The sequence below is a fragment of the Cohnella algarum genome (assembly GCF_016937515.1).
Classification (GTDB): Bacteria; Bacillota; Bacilli; order Paenibacillales; family Paenibacillaceae; genus Cohnella; species Cohnella algarum.
In genome coordinates this window covers 2,507,971-2,522,188 of sequence record NZ_JAFHKM010000002.1, presented here as the reverse complement: position 1 = coordinate 2,522,188, position 14,218 = coordinate 2,507,971, and the positions used below count along the sequence as shown (strand labels likewise).

Here is a 14,218-nt window from a genome sequence, read left to right as displayed (position 1 = left end):
CCGACGCTCCTTATTGCAGCCAGCGGCGCTCCGATGCCACCATGCCAAATCAAATCGATGGGGCCGGTGCTGTAACGAAACAGCCCGGCCTGAAGGCCGGGCGGAATCATAGCGTATCGATAAACCGTTCGAGCTCGTTCGCCGCCGCGAACAGGTTGGCGCGGGTTTCGAACTCTTCTCTCGTTTCGGGCAGGGGCAAGCCTTTGTGGTATTCCCGAATCCCCCGGAGAGACTCGTAAAAATTGTCGTGACGGTCGCCGCCCGATTCGCCCTGCCGCTTCATATGTTCGGAGAGCCGCTCCATGAACTGGCCGATGCGAAGCCCCTGTTCCACCTGGGCGGTAATTTGCGATACGTGCGGGAGCATTCTCTCCAGCAGTTCGTATTGTTTGCGTTTGTTGTGAAAATAGGTCCGATAGCCGCCCTTCTTGCCCGGACGGTAATTCTCTTCCTCCAGCTGCGCCATGCGCAGCGCCCGGTCGAGCAAATCGGACAGCTGCAGCATCTCCTTGCCGTCCCAAAGCGTGTAGCCGTTTTTCAAATAGACGGAAAACTCGCTCAAAATAACGGAGATCAGCCGGTCCGCTTCCGCCTTCATCCGGTTCAGCTGCTTGTCGATGCTCGGCATATACCAATTGATGAGCAGCGCCACGCCCAGTCCGATCAGAATGACGAGCACCTCGTTGAGGAAAAACGACGCTTCGATCTGCCGGTTCATATAGACGTGCATAATGATGACCGAGCTGCTCGCCAATCCCTCCTGAATGCGCAATTTGACGCACAGAGGAATAAACAGAAGCATCAGCACTAGAAACGAATACGGGGCATAGCCGATGATTTCGAACAGCGCCGTGGACGCAATCATGCCCAGCATGCAGGCGACCAGGCGGCTGAAAACGGCCTTATTGGATTGCTTCCGCGACTTTTGAATGCACAAAAGCGTCAATATCCCGGAAGCGGAGTAATATTCGAGCTTGAGCGCTTGCGCGATCAGCACCGATACGCTTACGCCGACCGCCGTCTTGATCGTGCGGAATCCGATGTTTACTTTCAAGTGCGTCCACCCTGCCGCTATGTAATAGCTAAATGATACTCTTTGCCTACCGCGCAGGCAATGACGGGAGTCACTCCCGTCAGGTCCAGCCCCAGAAAAAGCCGTCGCGGTCCCAGGCGATCCTGCCCCGGTGGAGCTTGCGAAACGCCTTTTTCACTTCCTTCGACAGCGAAGCGTTTCCGTTCTCGTTTACGAAGACGAAGCGTTCCCCGAAATGGGCTTTCACGTATTCGATCGCCTCGCTTTGATGCAGCATGCCCCGGAACCGGATTTCCCGGACCATCCATTCCGCCACTTCCTGCTCGGTTGCCTCCATCGGCCCGCCCTTCCTTCCGGCCTTGCCGCCCGCCGTCTCTAGGAGCGCGCAAAGCCTTCTTCCTTCAAGTAGTCCGCGGCTTCATCGTACGTTTCGTAAACCCCGTCCAAGTTCAACCCGCAAAAAACGTACCACATCGCGTCCTCTTCGTCGTACTTCAATTCGAGCCTCTGCCCTTCGGCGTTGCGCCATAGCTCCTCGCGAGCCGGCCCGCCGCTTGTCCGAGCCTCGCCGGCATCACCCAGCAATCGGATCGACAGGCCGATTACCGTCCGGAGGTCGTTTTCCGAGAAGTCGCGAATATTGACGAAGCCCTTGTCGTCCGTTTCGTAGCCTTCCGCGCCTTCCGCATAAACGTAGCCGTTCCCGTTCGGATGGAGATGGTAAACGACCGTTTTTTTGTCGCGGGCGCTCGCTTCATAATGATAATTGACGCGACCGAGCGATACGTCCTTGCGCCGCAGCTCGGGGAACGAATCGGCAATCGCAAGCTTTTGTTCGAAACTGAGCATGTCACGCCTCCAGTCGGCTGTATTCTTCGTCCCATTATAGCCCGCGGCACGGCGGGCCGCAACGCGGGAGAAAGCCGCCGGCCCCTGCGACGTGGCAAGAGCCGGCGGCTTTCCTTTGCTTTTTTAACGCTGATTTATTGTTCGATACCCTGAATCCAGGCGTCGACTTTGCCGCCGTTGGTTTCCACCCATTCCTTGGCGGCTTCCTCCGGCGACTTGCCTTCCTGGATGGCGACCATGACGGAAGCCATGTCGTCCGGAGTCCACTGGAACTGATCCAGGAACGTATAGGCATCCGGCTTGTCTTCCTCGAGGCCTTGGCGCGCGATCGTATGAATTTGCTCGGCGCCGCCGTATACGCCCTTCGGGTCTTCCAGGTACTTCAGCTCCATCGACCCGAACATCCAGTGCGGCGTCCAGCCGGTGACGACGATCGGCTGCTCGTTGTCGTACGCCTTTTTCAGTTCCTGCGCCATGGCGGCCGACGAGCTTTCGACCAGCGTATAGTCGCTCAAAGCGTAATCCTCGAGCGCCTTCTCCGTCGCCATCATAATGCCGGCGCCGGGCTCGATCCCGATAATTTTGCCGTCCAGCGCGGCGACCGTATCGGCGTTTTTCAAATCTTCGATCGACGAGATGTCCATATAGGCCGGAACGGTCAGCCCCGTCTTCGTGCCGTCCAGGTTCGGACCAAGGTCAACGATGTCTTCCGCGTAGGTTTCCATATAGGAGGCATGCGTGCTCGGCAGCCATGCGGCAACCATCGCGTCCGCGCTGCCGTCGGCGATGCCGGTCCACATCGGGCCCGCGTCGACCTGCAGCATTTCCACCGTATAGCCGAGCTTCGATTCCAGCACTTCCTTTACGACGTTGGTGCTCGCGATTTCCGAGTCCCAGGCGACGTAAGCCAGCTTGATCGACTTCGCGTCCCCGCCTCCCGATCCGGAATTCGAACAAGCGGCCGCGACCGCGACGACGACGATAACCGACAATAAAGACAACCATTTTTTCAAAAACAGCACCCCATTTTCAGGATTTTTTTCGGAACGCGTTTTGCGTCAGGCGGTCGAGCAAGATCGCCATAATGACGATCGCGATCCCCGCCTCGAATCCGACGCCCGTCTTGGCCTGGGTAACCGCCCGATAGACGAGCGCCCCGACGCCTTGCGCGCCGATCATCGAGGAGATGACGACCATGGACAGCGCCAGCATAATCGTCTGGTTGATGCCCGCCATGATCGAGGGCATGGCGATCGGCAGCTGCAGCTTGAACAGCTTCTGCGCCGGCGTCGAGCCGAACGCGTCCGCCGCTTCTACCAGATCGGCCGGAACTTGCCGGATCCCGAGGTTCGTCAGCCGGATCGTCGGCGGAATCGCGAAGATGACCGAAGCGATAACCCCCGGCACGACGCCGAGCGAGAAGAACGTAACCGCCGGCAGCAAATAGACGAACGCGGGCATCGTTTGCATGAAGTCCAGAATCGGCGTCACGACGTTGCGCGCGCCGTTGCTCCGGGCGCACAAAATGCCGATCGGCACCCCGAACACGAGCGACAGCAGCGACGCGGTCAGCACGAGCGACAGCGATTGCATGGACGGCTCCCACAGCTCCAGGTTCCAGATGAGCAGCAGTCCGATCAACGAAAACGCCGCCAGCTTCCATTTGCCGATCCAGTAGGATAAAGCCGTTATAAGCAGAATCAACACGAGGGCGGGAACCGACAGCAGCACGGACAGAAATCCGTCCACGATCCCCTGGATAATCGAATTGATTACATCGAAAAAAGGGCCGAAATTCCCCGTCAGCCAATCTTCTACGCTTTCCACCCAATCGCCGAGAGGCAGCTTCGCGATATTCATCGTGCACCTCCCGCTTCCGGAATCGTATTGCCCGCGAGGGCGGACAGCACGGCTCCTTTAATGATGACTCCTTTAAGCTTCAGGTTGTCGTCGACGACCGCGACCGGCAGTCTCGTCTCCGCCATCAGCTCGAAAAACTCGTTCAAGTGGGCGTCCGGCGTCACCTTGGGCACGTCGCGTTCCATGACGTCCTCCAGCGGCAAGTTCTCCTTCAGCGCCCGCGACGCTTCGTCCGCCGTGACGAGGCCCAGCAGCCTCTTTTCCTTATCCACCACGTACAGCGTGGACACCTCGCTGTCGCGCATCAGCTGCAGGGCGACGCGCGGCCCGCGCTCCGGCGCGATCGTTTCGGCCTTGTACATAATGTGGGAGGCCGTCAGCACCTTCGACATATCGACGTCCTCCACGAACCGTTGCACGTACTGGTTGGCCGGCTGCGTCAAAATTTCCTCCGGCGTGCCGATCTGCACGATGACGCCGTCCTTCATCAAGGCGATCCGGTCTCCGATCCGCAAGGCTTCGTCCAGATCGTGCGTAATGAAGACGATCGTCTTTTTCATTTTGGACTGGAGCTCCAGCAGCTCGTGCTGCATATCCTTGCGGATAAGCGGATCGAGCGCGCTGAACGCTTCGTCCATCAGCAAAATGTCCGGATCGTTGGCAAGCCCTCTCGCGAGCCCGACCCGCTGCTGCATTCCGCCGCTCAGCTCGTCCGGGCGCTTGTTTTCCCAGCCTTCCAGGCCGACCAGCTTCAAAGCCTCCATGGCAAGCTCTTTCCGTTTCTTCTTATCTATTCCCTGCACTTCGAGGCCGTACTCCGCGTTTTCAAGCACGGTCCGATGCGGGAACAAGGCGAACTTCTGAAACACCATGCCGATGTTTTTTCTCCGATACTGGCGCAATTGAGCCGGATTCATCCTGACGACGTCCGTTCCATTGAACAGAATATGCCCGGCCGTCGGTTCGATCAACCGATTCAGCAGCCGAACCAGCGTCGATTTGCCGCTCCCCGAAAGGCCCATGATGACAAAGATTTCGCCCTGTTCGATCGCGAACTCCGCCTTGTTGACCCCGACCGTCATTTTCGTTTCTTTTAAGATGTCGGATTTCGACCGCCCCTGGTCGAGCATCGCCAAAGCCCTTTTCGGATCCTGTCCGAAAATTTTGGTCAAGTGCTTCACTTCAATGATCGGCATTCGAGCCCTCCTTTCACCGATTTTTGCGGCGCTCGCCGGATCTTCTTCGCGATGCACATGATACAAGTCTAACTTTTTCACATTTTGGGGGTCAAAATTCATATACCAAAATAATGTGCGTACAGTTTTAACTTTACGCACTTTACGTAACGTATGCTCTGTTTTTCTTAAAAATCCTCCCGTTGCGCATCCTTTACTTCTGACGACGAGTGTGCTTACAATACTTTGAAGAGTTGTTTTTCAGCGATTGCATCCTTGGGAGGGAACCTCCATGAACGAATATGACGATCTGCCGCCGGAGCTTGTCCTCAGATTGAAGAAAGCCCGCGAGCGCGTGATCGATTCCATAGGCAAAAACATGGACTTGTACGGAATTACGCTATCCATCGGGCATTTATACGGGCATATGTACTTCAGCAGCGGTCCGGTCACGCTGGACGAACTGAGCAAAAAGATGGAAATGAGCAAAACGTCGATGAGCACCGGCGTTCGCACGCTGGTCGACCTGAAAATGATCGATAAAGTGTGGGGAAAGGGCTCCCGGAAGGATTTTTACGAGGCGACGCCGGATTGGTACCAGAACTTCTCGGATTACTTCTCCATCAAATGGCGCAAGGCGGTGGAAGGCAATACAAACGCGCTGAACAGATCGCTCGCCGAGCTTCGGGCGCTTCGGGCGGAAAACGAAGACAACGCGCCGTTGTCCGCCTATATCGAACAGGATGAAGCCAAAATCATCGAGGCTTTGAAATATTACCGCTGGCTGCTTCGATTCATCGAAACGCTGGAAACCGGGAAAATATTCGAGCTTGTCCCGAAGGAGCCGGAACCGTAAGCGCGGGGGGCGAATCGGCAAAAGAGCGTTCGGAGGATCGCCAATGCCGAGCGCGGTCGAGCGGCCCAGTCCGTTCGCCGGGCTCGGCATTGGCATTCTTGCTTTCTTTTTTAAGAGTTGACGCGATGCGGATGGGCTTCCTCTTTCGAGTTTATCCGTTATTTGTCCATGTCGCGATATACCAATGGTTCCCGAACGGATCTTCGACGCCGCCCGAACGTTCGCCGTAATCGTGATCCTGGGGCGTGTACAGGGACCTCGCTCCCGCCCGGATCGCCCGGTCGTATGCCGCATCCGCATCCTCCACGTAGACGTGAAGCGCGTTGCGCATCGACGGAAACTTCTCGTCGCCGCTTCCGCCCAGCTCGACGATGGAATCTCCGATCCTGCAAGACGCATGGCGGACGACGCCGTTCTCGTCGGCGTGTCGTTCGAGCAATTCCGCGCCGAACGTTTCCTTCATAAAATCGATCAGACGATCCGCCTCGTTCGCGATCAGATACGGGGTGACGCTGCGATACCCTTCCCTCTTCCATGCCGTCATGACAAAACCCTCCATCCTTTTATTTCCTTCCGTAATCGGCCTTGATTTCTCCCCACTGCTTCGTTTGCCACTTTTTGATCTTGTTCGGATAGGCATTCGTCCTGAGCCACGACTCGGCGCGGTCGATCAGCCGCCAAATCTCCTCGGTCGACTCGTCGCGCGGAAGCGTCGTGGACACCTTTTTTTCCTTGATCCATTTGATCGCGTTCACCGAGTCGCTATACACCGTTTTGACGCTGCCCGTCTTCTGCAAATAAGCCAGCGCGTGAACGATCGCCAGAAACTCGCCGATATTGTTCGTCCCCTTCGCGATCGGGCCGTAGGCGAACAGCGTTTCTCCCGTTCGCGTGTCGACCCCTTTATATTCGACCGGGCCGGGATTGCCGCGGGTGCCCACATCGACGGAAATGCTGTCATAGTCGATTTCTTCCGAAGCCGAAGCGGCGGCCGGGCCGCGCGGGGCGCTTTTCGCCGGCTTGCCTTGGCCCCAATGCTTTTTCCAGCCTTCCTTGAACGCCTTCTCGGCTTCCGCCCTCGATTCATAAGATTTGTACCTGGCGTCCTCGAATTTCTCGATTTGCTTCCGGCATTCGGGCCAGCTCGCATAGATCCCCGGATTCCGGCCGGCCCATACGACGTAAAATTTCGACTTTGCCATCCTCTTCGCTCCTTCAATCGACCTCTCCCCATTATATCGCCAAGCTTTCGGGATGAAAAATCGTTGGTTCCTATATTTCCAAAAGCTCTTCATTGTTGAACGTTCGGCGGCCGATATAAAAAGGAGGAGCACGATCGCAATGCCAAATCCGCAGCGAGGAAAGGACTTGACCATCCAGATGAACATTGTCGAAGCCGTCATTCAATGCATGCCTTATATCCGTCAAATGATCCGCGAAGATGTGGCGATCAGCGTCATGGACCACGAGAAGTTGCTTTATCACAGCGACGGCGAAAGTTTGAAAATCGGCGCGAAGGCCGGGGACGCTCTCATTGAGGAAGCCCGGGATTTCAAGGGCCTGAACGGCGGAAAAGTCAAAACGATGGTTCACATGCCCGAGGAGGTGCTCGGGTTTCCTTTCGATATCGTGTACATTCCGATATTGGACGAGAACGAAGAAGTCGTCGCCGTCATCAGCGTCGACTACAGCATGGAGAACCAAAGCAAGCTTGCTTCGCTTATGGAGGAAACCGAAAACACCGTTTCCAGCCTGCTGAGCGGCATCCAGCAAGTTGCCGCCCATTCGGAAGAGCTTTCCGCCACGTCAGAGGAAATTTTGCGCAATTCGAAGCATGCCGTGCAAAATTCGGAAGGCATCACGAACGTCACGAGCGTGATCCGGGAAATTTCGGATCAGACGAATCTGCTCGGACTGAACGCGGCCATCGAAGCGGCGCGCGTCGGCGAGCTCGGCGCCGGGTTCGAGGTCGTAGCCAAGGAAGTTCGCAAACTGTCCGTCAGCACCAAGGAGGCAACGGCCGAAATCGAAAATTCGCTCGGCTTCGTTCAGCAATCCATCAAGCAAATGGAGTCCGAAATTTCCCAGATCGCGAACGCCTCCCGCGACCAGGCCGAGCTCGTCGCCCAATTCATGTCGGGCATCGAGCAGTTGAACGAGACGAACCGGAAGCTGAAAGAATTTTTCGAAAAACTCGTTTCCAAAAGCTGAATGCCGGCTTCGAACGCCGGCTTCGAGAAACATCCCGCACGGCGAGCGAATAACGGCCCCTGAAGGCCGTTATTCGCGAAATTTCCCGTAAAGATAGCAAACAACGGCCCGCGAAGGCCGTTATTTCGTTTGAGTAGGGCTGGAAACGGCTCGTCATCCGAATTAACGGTCGCGAAAGGCCGTTATTTGCATTTTTTCTCGCGCGGATAGCAAATAACCGCCTCTGGAGACCGTTATTCGCTTAATTTCTCGCACGGCGAGCAAAAACAGCTTCTTTGGCCTTCGGATGCTCGGTACAAGCCGGGCTTGGCCGACTCCTTAACCGGTTACGAGTTACCGAAACGGCTTCACGATCTCTTCGACCTTTTCCGGCAGGGTTCGGCCCGAACCCGGATCGATCGTATTGCCGAAAATATGCGGCATCACAAAAGGGATGTCCGTGCGGAGCAGCGCCGCGACAAGCTCGCGGACATTGCCGGCATGAATGCCGCCGGCCGGCTCGATGCCGTAAATGCCCCGCCGCGCGGCGGCCTGGGCGATATAAACGAGCTCGTCCAGATGATCCAGCCCTTTGACCGGCATCACCTTGATCGAAACGACGTTCATCATCGCCGCCAGCTCCAGCAGCGCGTCGACATCGATTTCGCTTCCGTTTGCGAGCCGTACGACTCCCTTTTGGCCGGTCGGGGCGATCAGGGCGTTGACGTACTGGGCGACTCCCGCCTTGTCGAACATGCCCTGCGCATAGGAAGCCGTATGAAACGGCTGGTTGATATGCCCCGGATCGGACGCGAGACCGATATCCAGCACCTTGCGCCACATGGACGTGTCTCCCCCGCCGCCAAGCCCTACGCTGACGATCGGTGCCGCTTCTTTCAGCTGCGCGACACGCGCGGACGCCTCCTCGGGCGTGGCGAAGTCCGTAGAGACGATACCCGGCACGGCATAGCCGCCGGAAGCCTCCATTACTTCTTCTGCATTACGTTTGTCGAGAGCAAGGAAGTTGAACAGCAGCCGGTCTCCGATTTTCCCCAACTTTTGAATCGATGTCACGTTATAAATCCCCCTCTACCTTCCGAATGAGCGCCACGATGTTGTCGACGGCCTTGTCGATGATCGCTTTTCCTTTTGCGGCGGTGGCCAGCGTCGCGTCTCCGAGCACGCCGGTACGGGTCACTTCCCGCCACGGCACGTTCATCACCTCGAACTCGGGGGGAAACGTCGGCGGGTCGTTCACGGCCTTCGCCATGTCGACCTGCTCGGGCGCCACGTACAGCATATAGGAGGTCTCGATCTCGCAGGCATGAAAATAAGACGGGTGCGCCCGCTCCGACTCGATGACCTCGGAGATGACGCCGCCGACGCCCGGATATGTCAGGTACAGCACCTTCAGCGGGCATTCCTCGTACAAGACGCGGGCTGCCTCCTTCATGGCGACCTGGTTGCCGACGTGGCCGTTGATGATCGCGAGCACCTTCACGCCCTGGCGGTACAAGCTGCGCCCGATGTCGGCGATCAAGCCGATCAGCACCTCGTTGGAAACGGACAAGGTGCCCGGAAAATCGCGCAGCGACCAAACCTGCCCGTATCCGATCGTCGGCAGGATGAGCGCATGGTCCAGCCGCTCCGCCACCATGCGGGCTACGCCTTCGGCGAGCAAGTTGTCCGTGCCGAGCGGCAGATGCGCGCCGTGCGCTTCGACCGCTCCCATCGGCAGCAGCGCGACCGGATGGCGGGCCAGCGCCGCCTCGGCCGTTTCCGCCGTCATTTTCGTCCATTCCATAACGATCGCCTCACTTTTTGAATGTGAAACAGCGGCGGGGATTGTGGACGAAGAAATCCTCGATGAGCGCCTTTCCGTCAAAGCCCGCGGCATCCGCTTCCTCGACGAACCTCGGCACCCATTTGCCGATGATGTACTCCAGCCCTAAGCCGTGGCCGTAATGCTTGTAATACGATTTGCGGGCCGTGTCGCCGCTCACGAGAATTTGCTTCCCGTACCCGCGCTTGACCAGTTCCAGAATGCAGCCGATCCGGACGCTTTCCGGCGCGTATTTGATTTTGCCGATGCCGTCGAAGGACAGGAACGCGCCCTCGTCGGCCACCTTCAAATGATAATACGTATCCGGGTTGCGGTCCAAGTGGCCGATCGACAAATGCTCTATCGGGATGCCTTCCTCCTTGAGCAAGGCGATCTGTTCCAATGCCATCGTTCCTGCTTCGGTGTGGGAGTGGACGGGAGCCTTCGTTTGAAGGTGGGCCCGCGCGACCGCTCGGAGCGTCTTCTCCTCCAGCGGCGAAATCATATTGTACCCGGTGCCGAATTTGACCTGCCCCGCTCTGACGTCGGTGCCTTCCATCCCCCGTTCGACTTCCGATACGACAAAATCGGCCAGCTCGTCGATCGACGAGCGCTCGATCCATTGCTCATACGTTTCGTTGCCTTGCGGCCGTTTCGAATCCCAAAGGAAGCTCTTGTTAAAGCCCGCCGTCGCGACGATATGAAGGCCGGACTGCTCCGAAATCCATTTGACCGCCTTTACGTCGCGGCCGTAATCGACCGCCGTCGCGTCGACGATCGCGTTGCCGCCCAGCCGTTTGAAATCCAGCACGTCCTTAAGCGATTTCTCCGGATCGTCCAGCAGCAGATCGTCTTCGTTGCGGTCGGCCCAGTGACCCGGGCGGCAGACGATATGCTCGTGGGAATACGTGAATCCCAACAGTTCGGGGGCGATATCCCCCAGCATGGTGCGAATATAACTCAAGTCGATTCTCTCCTTTATTTGCGGCGTTTATTTGCGGCGTTGGTTGATCGCCACCATAATCGCGATTATCAGACCCTGGCTAATGAACTTGCCCGCTTCGGGAACGTTCAGCATCGTCAGCAGGCTCTGCAGCAGAATCATGATCAGCACGCCCGCGAAGGTGCCCGCCAACCCGCCTTTGCCGCCCGAAAACGCGGTTCCGCCGATGACGGCGGCCGCCACGGTGTTCAGCGTATACGTATTGCCGACGCCGACCGAAGCAACCCCGATATAGGCCGACAGCAGCAAACCGGCCGCGCCCGCCAGCAGCGAGCAAAGGGTGTACATGAGGATAATCATGCGGTTCGTCCGGATGCCGGACAGCAGGCTCGTCATCGGGTTGCCGCCGGTGGCGTACACCTTGCGTCCCCAGACGGTTTTATATAGAAGAAACGCGAACAGCGCCCATACGGCGATCCAGATCAGCGCGGAAACGGGAACCGGACCGAGCCATCCGTCCGACAGGTAACGAAAGCCGGGAGCGATGCTGCCCTTCGGCGATCCTTTCGAATAGACCATGTAGACGCCCTGGATGACCATCGACATCGCCAGCGTCACAAGAAACGGCGGAATGCGCACGCGGGTGATGAGTACCCCGTTGATCAGCCCGATCAAGCAGGAGACGCCCAGCGAAACGGCCACCGCCATGCCGATATTGCCGTTCTGGCCCATCATCATCGAAGCGGCGAGAATGTTGACGAGCGAAATGGTCGCGCCGACGGACAGGTCGATGCCCGCGACCAGCAGGACGAGCGTCTGCGCGATCGCCGCGATGCCGAGGGGAGCGGCCTGGCGCACCATGTTCAGCAAGTGCGAGGCGGAGAAGCTTTCCGGCGACAGCGCGGCGGAAAAGGCCAGAACGGCCAGCAGCAGCCCGAACACGCCGAGCGTTTGCTTGTATTTATGAAGCGATAGCCGTACGTTCATAATCGCCGTCTCCTTTTCAGCTGGAAGAAAAACAACGCCGCCACCAGAATGAGGCCTTTGACGATGTATTGATAATAGGCGAAAATTCCCAGCATATTGAGAATGTTGTTCGTCATGGAAATGATGAACACGCCGGCCAGCGTGCCGATGATTCCGCCGATGCCGCCGAACAGCGACGTCCCCCCGACGACGGCGGCCGCGATCGAATCGAGGGAATACGCGTCGCCGACGACCGGATCGCCGGAAAACAATCTCGCCGACAGCACGATGCCGCCGGCGGCGGCAAGCAATCCCGACAGCATATATCCGGTCAGTTGGATGCGCACGACGGGCACGCCCGATTTCTGCGCATGAACTTCATCGCCTCCCGCGGCGTAAATATAACGGCCCGTGCGCGTGCTCGACAGAAACACAAAGAAAAAGACATACAAAATCGCGATCAAAACGCCCGCGACGGTCACGATGCCCCAGCCGTCGGTCATAAATTCCATAAAGCCCATATGAACCGCTCCTCCTGGCGAAGGAAGCAGGTAGAGCGCGGCGCCTTTGACGATCGTCATCGTGGACAGCGTCATAATGAGCGGCGGGATGCGAAACCGCACGATGCCGATGCCGTTGACGAGTCCGACGAACGCCCCGGCGGCAAGGCAAAGCAGGATGCTCCCCGGCAGCCCGAAGCCCGCCTGGTCGCTGACGAGCGCCATGACGACCGTCGAAAAGCTGACGACCGAGCCGACCGACAGATCGATGCCGCCCAGCAGCAGCGCGATCGTCTGGCCGATCGCCACGATGGCGAGCGGCGCGACCTGGGCGACGATGTTGACGAAATTGTCGGTCGTCCGGAAGGTCGGGGAAAGCAGAGACGTGACGGCAAGCAAAACGAACAGCAACGCATAAACCGGAATCGCCAACTTGGCGTGTTTGGACAAAGACCCTTGAAGCAAGGCGTATCCCTCCTTTCCTAATCGTCTCCCGCGGCCTGCCCGGAGCTCATGGTCATGATTTTTTCCTCGGTCGCTTCCTCGCCGGCGATCGCGCCGGCGATGGTTCCCTCATACATGACATAGATCCGGTCGCTCAGGCCGATCAGCTCCAGCATGTCGCTCGTGAACAGCAGGATGCTGACGCCCCGGTCCGCGAGCTCCCGCAGCAGGCGATAAATTTCAACCTTCGATTGAATGTCGATCCCGCGCGTCGGTTCGTGCAAAATGAGCAGCTTCGGATCGTCGTACAGCCATTTGGCGAAAATGACCTTCTGCTGGTTTCCGCCGCTGAGCGAACGGACGATCTGCTCCATCGACGAGGTTTTAACCGCGAGATTCGCGATGCCTCGCTCGACTTCCCGCCGTTCCGCCGCGGCGCTCACGATGCCGCGGCGGGCGATGTTGCCGAAATTCATCATCGACATGTTTTCCCGTACGGACAGGGGCAGCACGAGCCCTTCCAGCTTGCGGTCGTCCGGGATATACGCGATGCCCCGGGCAATCGCTTCCTCCGGCTTCCGCAGCTTGACCGTCTCGCCGTCGAGCGCGATTTCGCCGCCCGCGAACGGGTCGATCCCGAACAAGCCGCGGGCCAACTGGCGCTGGCCCTGTCCTTCGAGACCGCCGACGCCGACGATCGCTCCGCGCGGCACTTCCAGGCTTACGCCCCGGAGCCGGCCGCCGTCATGGACGTCCGCAAGCTTCAGCATCGGCTTGCCCGACGCCGCTCCCGCTGATCTCGGCGGGAACGTTTGCGTAATTTCGCGGCCGACCATCGCCTGGATCAGGTCGTTTTTGGTGAGCGCCGACGTCTTGTCCGTCTTCGTCATGCGGCCGTCCTTGAGGACGACCGCTTCGTCGCATATCTCGAAAATTTCATCCATCCGGTGCGTGATCAGAATGAGCGACGTTCCTTCGGCCTTCAGCTTGCGCACCATTCGGAACAGCCCCTCCGTTTCCGTCTTGGACAAGCTCGAGGTCGGTTCGTCCAGAATAAGCACGGAAGGACGGGTCAGCCAGGCCTTCGCGATTTCAACCATCTGCTTTTCGGCCGGCGACAAGTCCTTGACCAGCCGGTTCGCGTCCACTTCGAAGCCGATTTCCTTCAGCACTTCGCCCGCCCGCTCGTGCAGCTTCCGGTGGCGGATCAGGCCGAAGCGGGTCGGCTCCCGGCCGAGCAGCATATTTTCGCCGACCGACAGCTCCGGCAGCAGGCTCAGCTCCTGGTGAACGATCGCGATGCCCATCCGCTTGGCGGCCTGCGGATTTCTGAACGCGACCTTTTGTCCCTTGTAGGCGATCGTTCCGCCGTCGGGCGCAAGACTTCCGGTCAAAATGTTCATCAAGGTGCTTTTGCCCGCGCCGTTCTCGCCGACCAGCGCCAGAACGGTCCCTCGCTTGCAAGCGATGGACACGTCCTCCAGCACCGTGTTGCCGAAAAAGCGCTTCGTCAGTCCGGTTCCCTGCAGAACGACTTCGATCTCCTTTATGGCTTCCATGGGTCGGACCTCCATACTCGT

Annotated in this window: 16 protein-coding genes; 2 read left to right on the top strand and 14 right to left on the bottom strand. The window is 58.3% G+C overall.

From position 1 onward, the window contains the following. Window positions 1–106 precede the first annotated feature (106 nt). The 6 genes from JW799_RS11505 to JW799_RS11480 form a co-directional block, all read right to left on the bottom strand. Window positions 107–1,054 (bottom strand): aromatic acid exporter family protein, encoded by a 948-nt coding sequence (locus tag JW799_RS11505; RefSeq protein ID WP_205429906.1) that lies wholly within the window; start codon window positions 1,052–1,054, stop codon window positions 107–109. A gap of 79 nt (window positions 1,055–1,133) precedes the next feature. Beyond that, window positions 1,134–1,370, bottom strand: a complete 237-nt coding sequence (locus JW799_RS11500) for a DUF6953 family protein (RefSeq protein ID WP_080833386.1) — start codon at window positions 1,368–1,370, stop codon at window positions 1,134–1,136. Window positions 1,371–1,408: 38 nt separating this feature from the next. Then, a complete protein-coding gene (locus JW799_RS11495; protein WP_205429905.1) occupies window positions 1,409–1,882 on the bottom strand; it encodes a hypothetical protein in 474 nt (157 codons plus the stop codon). Window positions 1,883–2,016: 134 nt separating this feature from the next. After that, the gene (locus tag JW799_RS11490; RefSeq protein ID WP_205429904.1) at window positions 2,017–2,895 is read right to left on the bottom strand and encodes a glycine betaine ABC transporter substrate-binding protein; all 879 of its coding nucleotides are present in this window, start codon (window positions 2,893–2,895) and stop codon (window positions 2,017–2,019) included. A gap of 16 nt (window positions 2,896–2,911) precedes the next feature. Continuing rightward, on the bottom strand, window positions 2,912–3,742 hold the full coding sequence (locus tag JW799_RS11485) for an ABC transporter permease (protein ID WP_205429903.1): 831 nt from the start codon (window positions 3,740–3,742) through the stop codon (window positions 2,912–2,914). Further along, window positions 3,739–4,938 carry a quaternary amine ABC transporter ATP-binding protein gene (locus JW799_RS11480; protein ID WP_205429901.1) on the bottom strand — a complete coding sequence of 400 codons (1,200 nt, stop codon included), beginning with the start codon at window positions 4,936–4,938 and terminating at the stop codon, window positions 3,739–3,741. The genes JW799_RS11485 and JW799_RS11480 overlap by 4 nt, the downstream gene beginning before the upstream one ends. 271 nt (window positions 4,939–5,209) lie before the next feature. On the opposite strand from JW799_RS11480, the gene JW799_RS11475 reads away from it, so the two are divergent. After that, entirely contained in the window at window positions 5,210–5,773 is a 564-nt protein-coding gene (locus tag JW799_RS11475) for a GbsR/MarR family transcriptional regulator (RefSeq protein ID WP_080833395.1), read from the top strand. Between the two features lie 151 nt (window positions 5,774–5,924). Here JW799_RS11475 and JW799_RS11470 read toward each other — a convergent pair whose 3' ends face one another. Continuing rightward, window positions 5,925–6,317: a VOC family protein gene (locus JW799_RS11470; protein WP_176220655.1), complete on the bottom strand. Its 393-nt coding sequence runs from the start codon at window positions 6,315–6,317 to the stop codon at window positions 5,925–5,927. A gap of 19 nt (window positions 6,318–6,336) precedes the next feature. Beyond that, window positions 6,337–6,975, bottom strand: a complete 639-nt coding sequence (rnhA, locus tag JW799_RS11465) for a ribonuclease H (protein WP_080833399.1) — start codon at window positions 6,973–6,975, stop codon at window positions 6,337–6,339. A 139-nt stretch (window positions 6,976–7,114) separates the two neighbouring features. On the opposite strand from rnhA, the gene JW799_RS11460 reads away from it, so the two are divergent. Beyond that, window positions 7,115–7,984, top strand: a complete 870-nt coding sequence (locus tag JW799_RS11460) for a methyl-accepting chemotaxis protein (RefSeq protein WP_338026257.1) — start codon at window positions 7,115–7,117, stop codon at window positions 7,982–7,984. A 333-nt stretch (window positions 7,985–8,317) separates the two neighbouring features. On the opposite strand, the gene JW799_RS11455 is transcribed toward JW799_RS11460, so the two are convergent. From JW799_RS11455 to JW799_RS11430, 6 genes are read right to left on the bottom strand one after another with little or no spacing between them, the layout of a single operon-like run. Further along, window positions 8,318–9,046: a KDGP aldolase gene (locus JW799_RS11455; protein WP_420830681.1), complete on the bottom strand. Its 729-nt coding sequence runs from the start codon at window positions 9,044–9,046 to the stop codon at window positions 8,318–8,320. Beyond that, window positions 9,039–9,767 carry a creatininase family protein gene (locus JW799_RS11450; RefSeq protein ID WP_080833401.1) on the bottom strand — a complete coding sequence of 243 codons (729 nt, stop codon included), beginning with the start codon at window positions 9,765–9,767 and terminating at the stop codon, window positions 9,039–9,041. The genes JW799_RS11455 and JW799_RS11450 overlap by 8 nt, the downstream gene beginning before the upstream one ends. Window positions 9,768–9,777: 10 nt before the next feature. Then, the gene (locus JW799_RS11445; RefSeq protein ID WP_205429899.1) at window positions 9,778–10,749 is read right to left on the bottom strand and encodes a phosphotriesterase family protein; all 972 of its coding nucleotides are present in this window, start codon (window positions 10,747–10,749) and stop codon (window positions 9,778–9,780) included. A gap of 27 nt (window positions 10,750–10,776) precedes the next feature. Beyond that, a complete protein-coding gene (locus JW799_RS11440; RefSeq protein WP_205429896.1) occupies window positions 10,777–11,715 on the bottom strand; it encodes an ABC transporter permease in 939 nt (312 codons plus the stop codon). Beyond that, a complete protein-coding gene (locus tag JW799_RS11435) occupies window positions 11,712–12,659 on the bottom strand; it encodes an ABC transporter permease (protein ID WP_205429894.1) in 948 nt (315 codons plus the stop codon). Before JW799_RS11435 ends, JW799_RS11440 begins: the two co-directional genes overlap by 4 nt. A 17-nt stretch (window positions 12,660–12,676) precedes the next feature. Continuing rightward, complete coding sequence (locus JW799_RS11430; protein ID WP_205429892.1) at window positions 12,677–14,197, bottom strand: sugar ABC transporter ATP-binding protein; 1,521 nt, start codon at window positions 14,195–14,197, stop codon at window positions 12,677–12,679. Window positions 14,198–14,218 lie beyond the last annotated feature (21 nt).

Coding starts and splice junctions, on each gene's coding strand:
- JW799_RS11500 (WP_080833386.1), bottom strand. CDS start 1,370: ATGGAGGCAACCGAGCAGGAAGTGGCGGAATGGATGGTCCGGGAAATC.
- JW799_RS11495 (WP_205429905.1), bottom strand. CDS start 1,882: ATGCTCAGTTTCGAACAAAAGCTTGCGATTGCCGATTCGTTCCCCGAG.
- JW799_RS11485 (WP_205429903.1), bottom strand. CDS start 3,742: ATGAATATCGCGAAGCTGCCTCTCGGCGATTGGGTGGAAAGCGTAGAA.
- JW799_RS11480 (WP_205429901.1), bottom strand. CDS start 4,938: ATGCCGATCATTGAAGTGAAGCACTTGACCAAAATTTTCGGACAGGAT.
- JW799_RS11475 (WP_080833395.1), top strand. CDS start 5,210: ATGAACGAATATGACGATCTGCCGCCGGAGCTTGTCCTCAGATTGAAG.
- JW799_RS11470 (WP_176220655.1), bottom strand. CDS start 6,317: ATGACGGCATGGAAGAGGGAAGGGTATCGCAGCGTCACCCCGTATCTG.
- rnhA (WP_080833399.1), bottom strand. CDS start 6,975: ATGGCAAAGTCGAAATTTTACGTCGTATGGGCCGGCCGGAATCCGGGG.
- JW799_RS11460 (WP_338026257.1), top strand. CDS start 7,115: ATGCCAAATCCGCAGCGAGGAAAGGACTTGACCATCCAGATGAACATT.
- JW799_RS11450 (WP_080833401.1), bottom strand. CDS start 9,767: ATGGAATGGACGAAAATGACGGCGGAAACGGCCGAGGCGGCGCTGGCC.
- JW799_RS11440 (WP_205429896.1), bottom strand. CDS start 11,715: ATGAACGTACGGCTATCGCTTCATAAATACAAGCAAACGCTCGGCGTG.
- JW799_RS11430 (WP_205429892.1), bottom strand. CDS start 14,197: ATGGAAGCCATAAAGGAGATCGAAGTCGTTCTGCAGGGAACCGGACTG.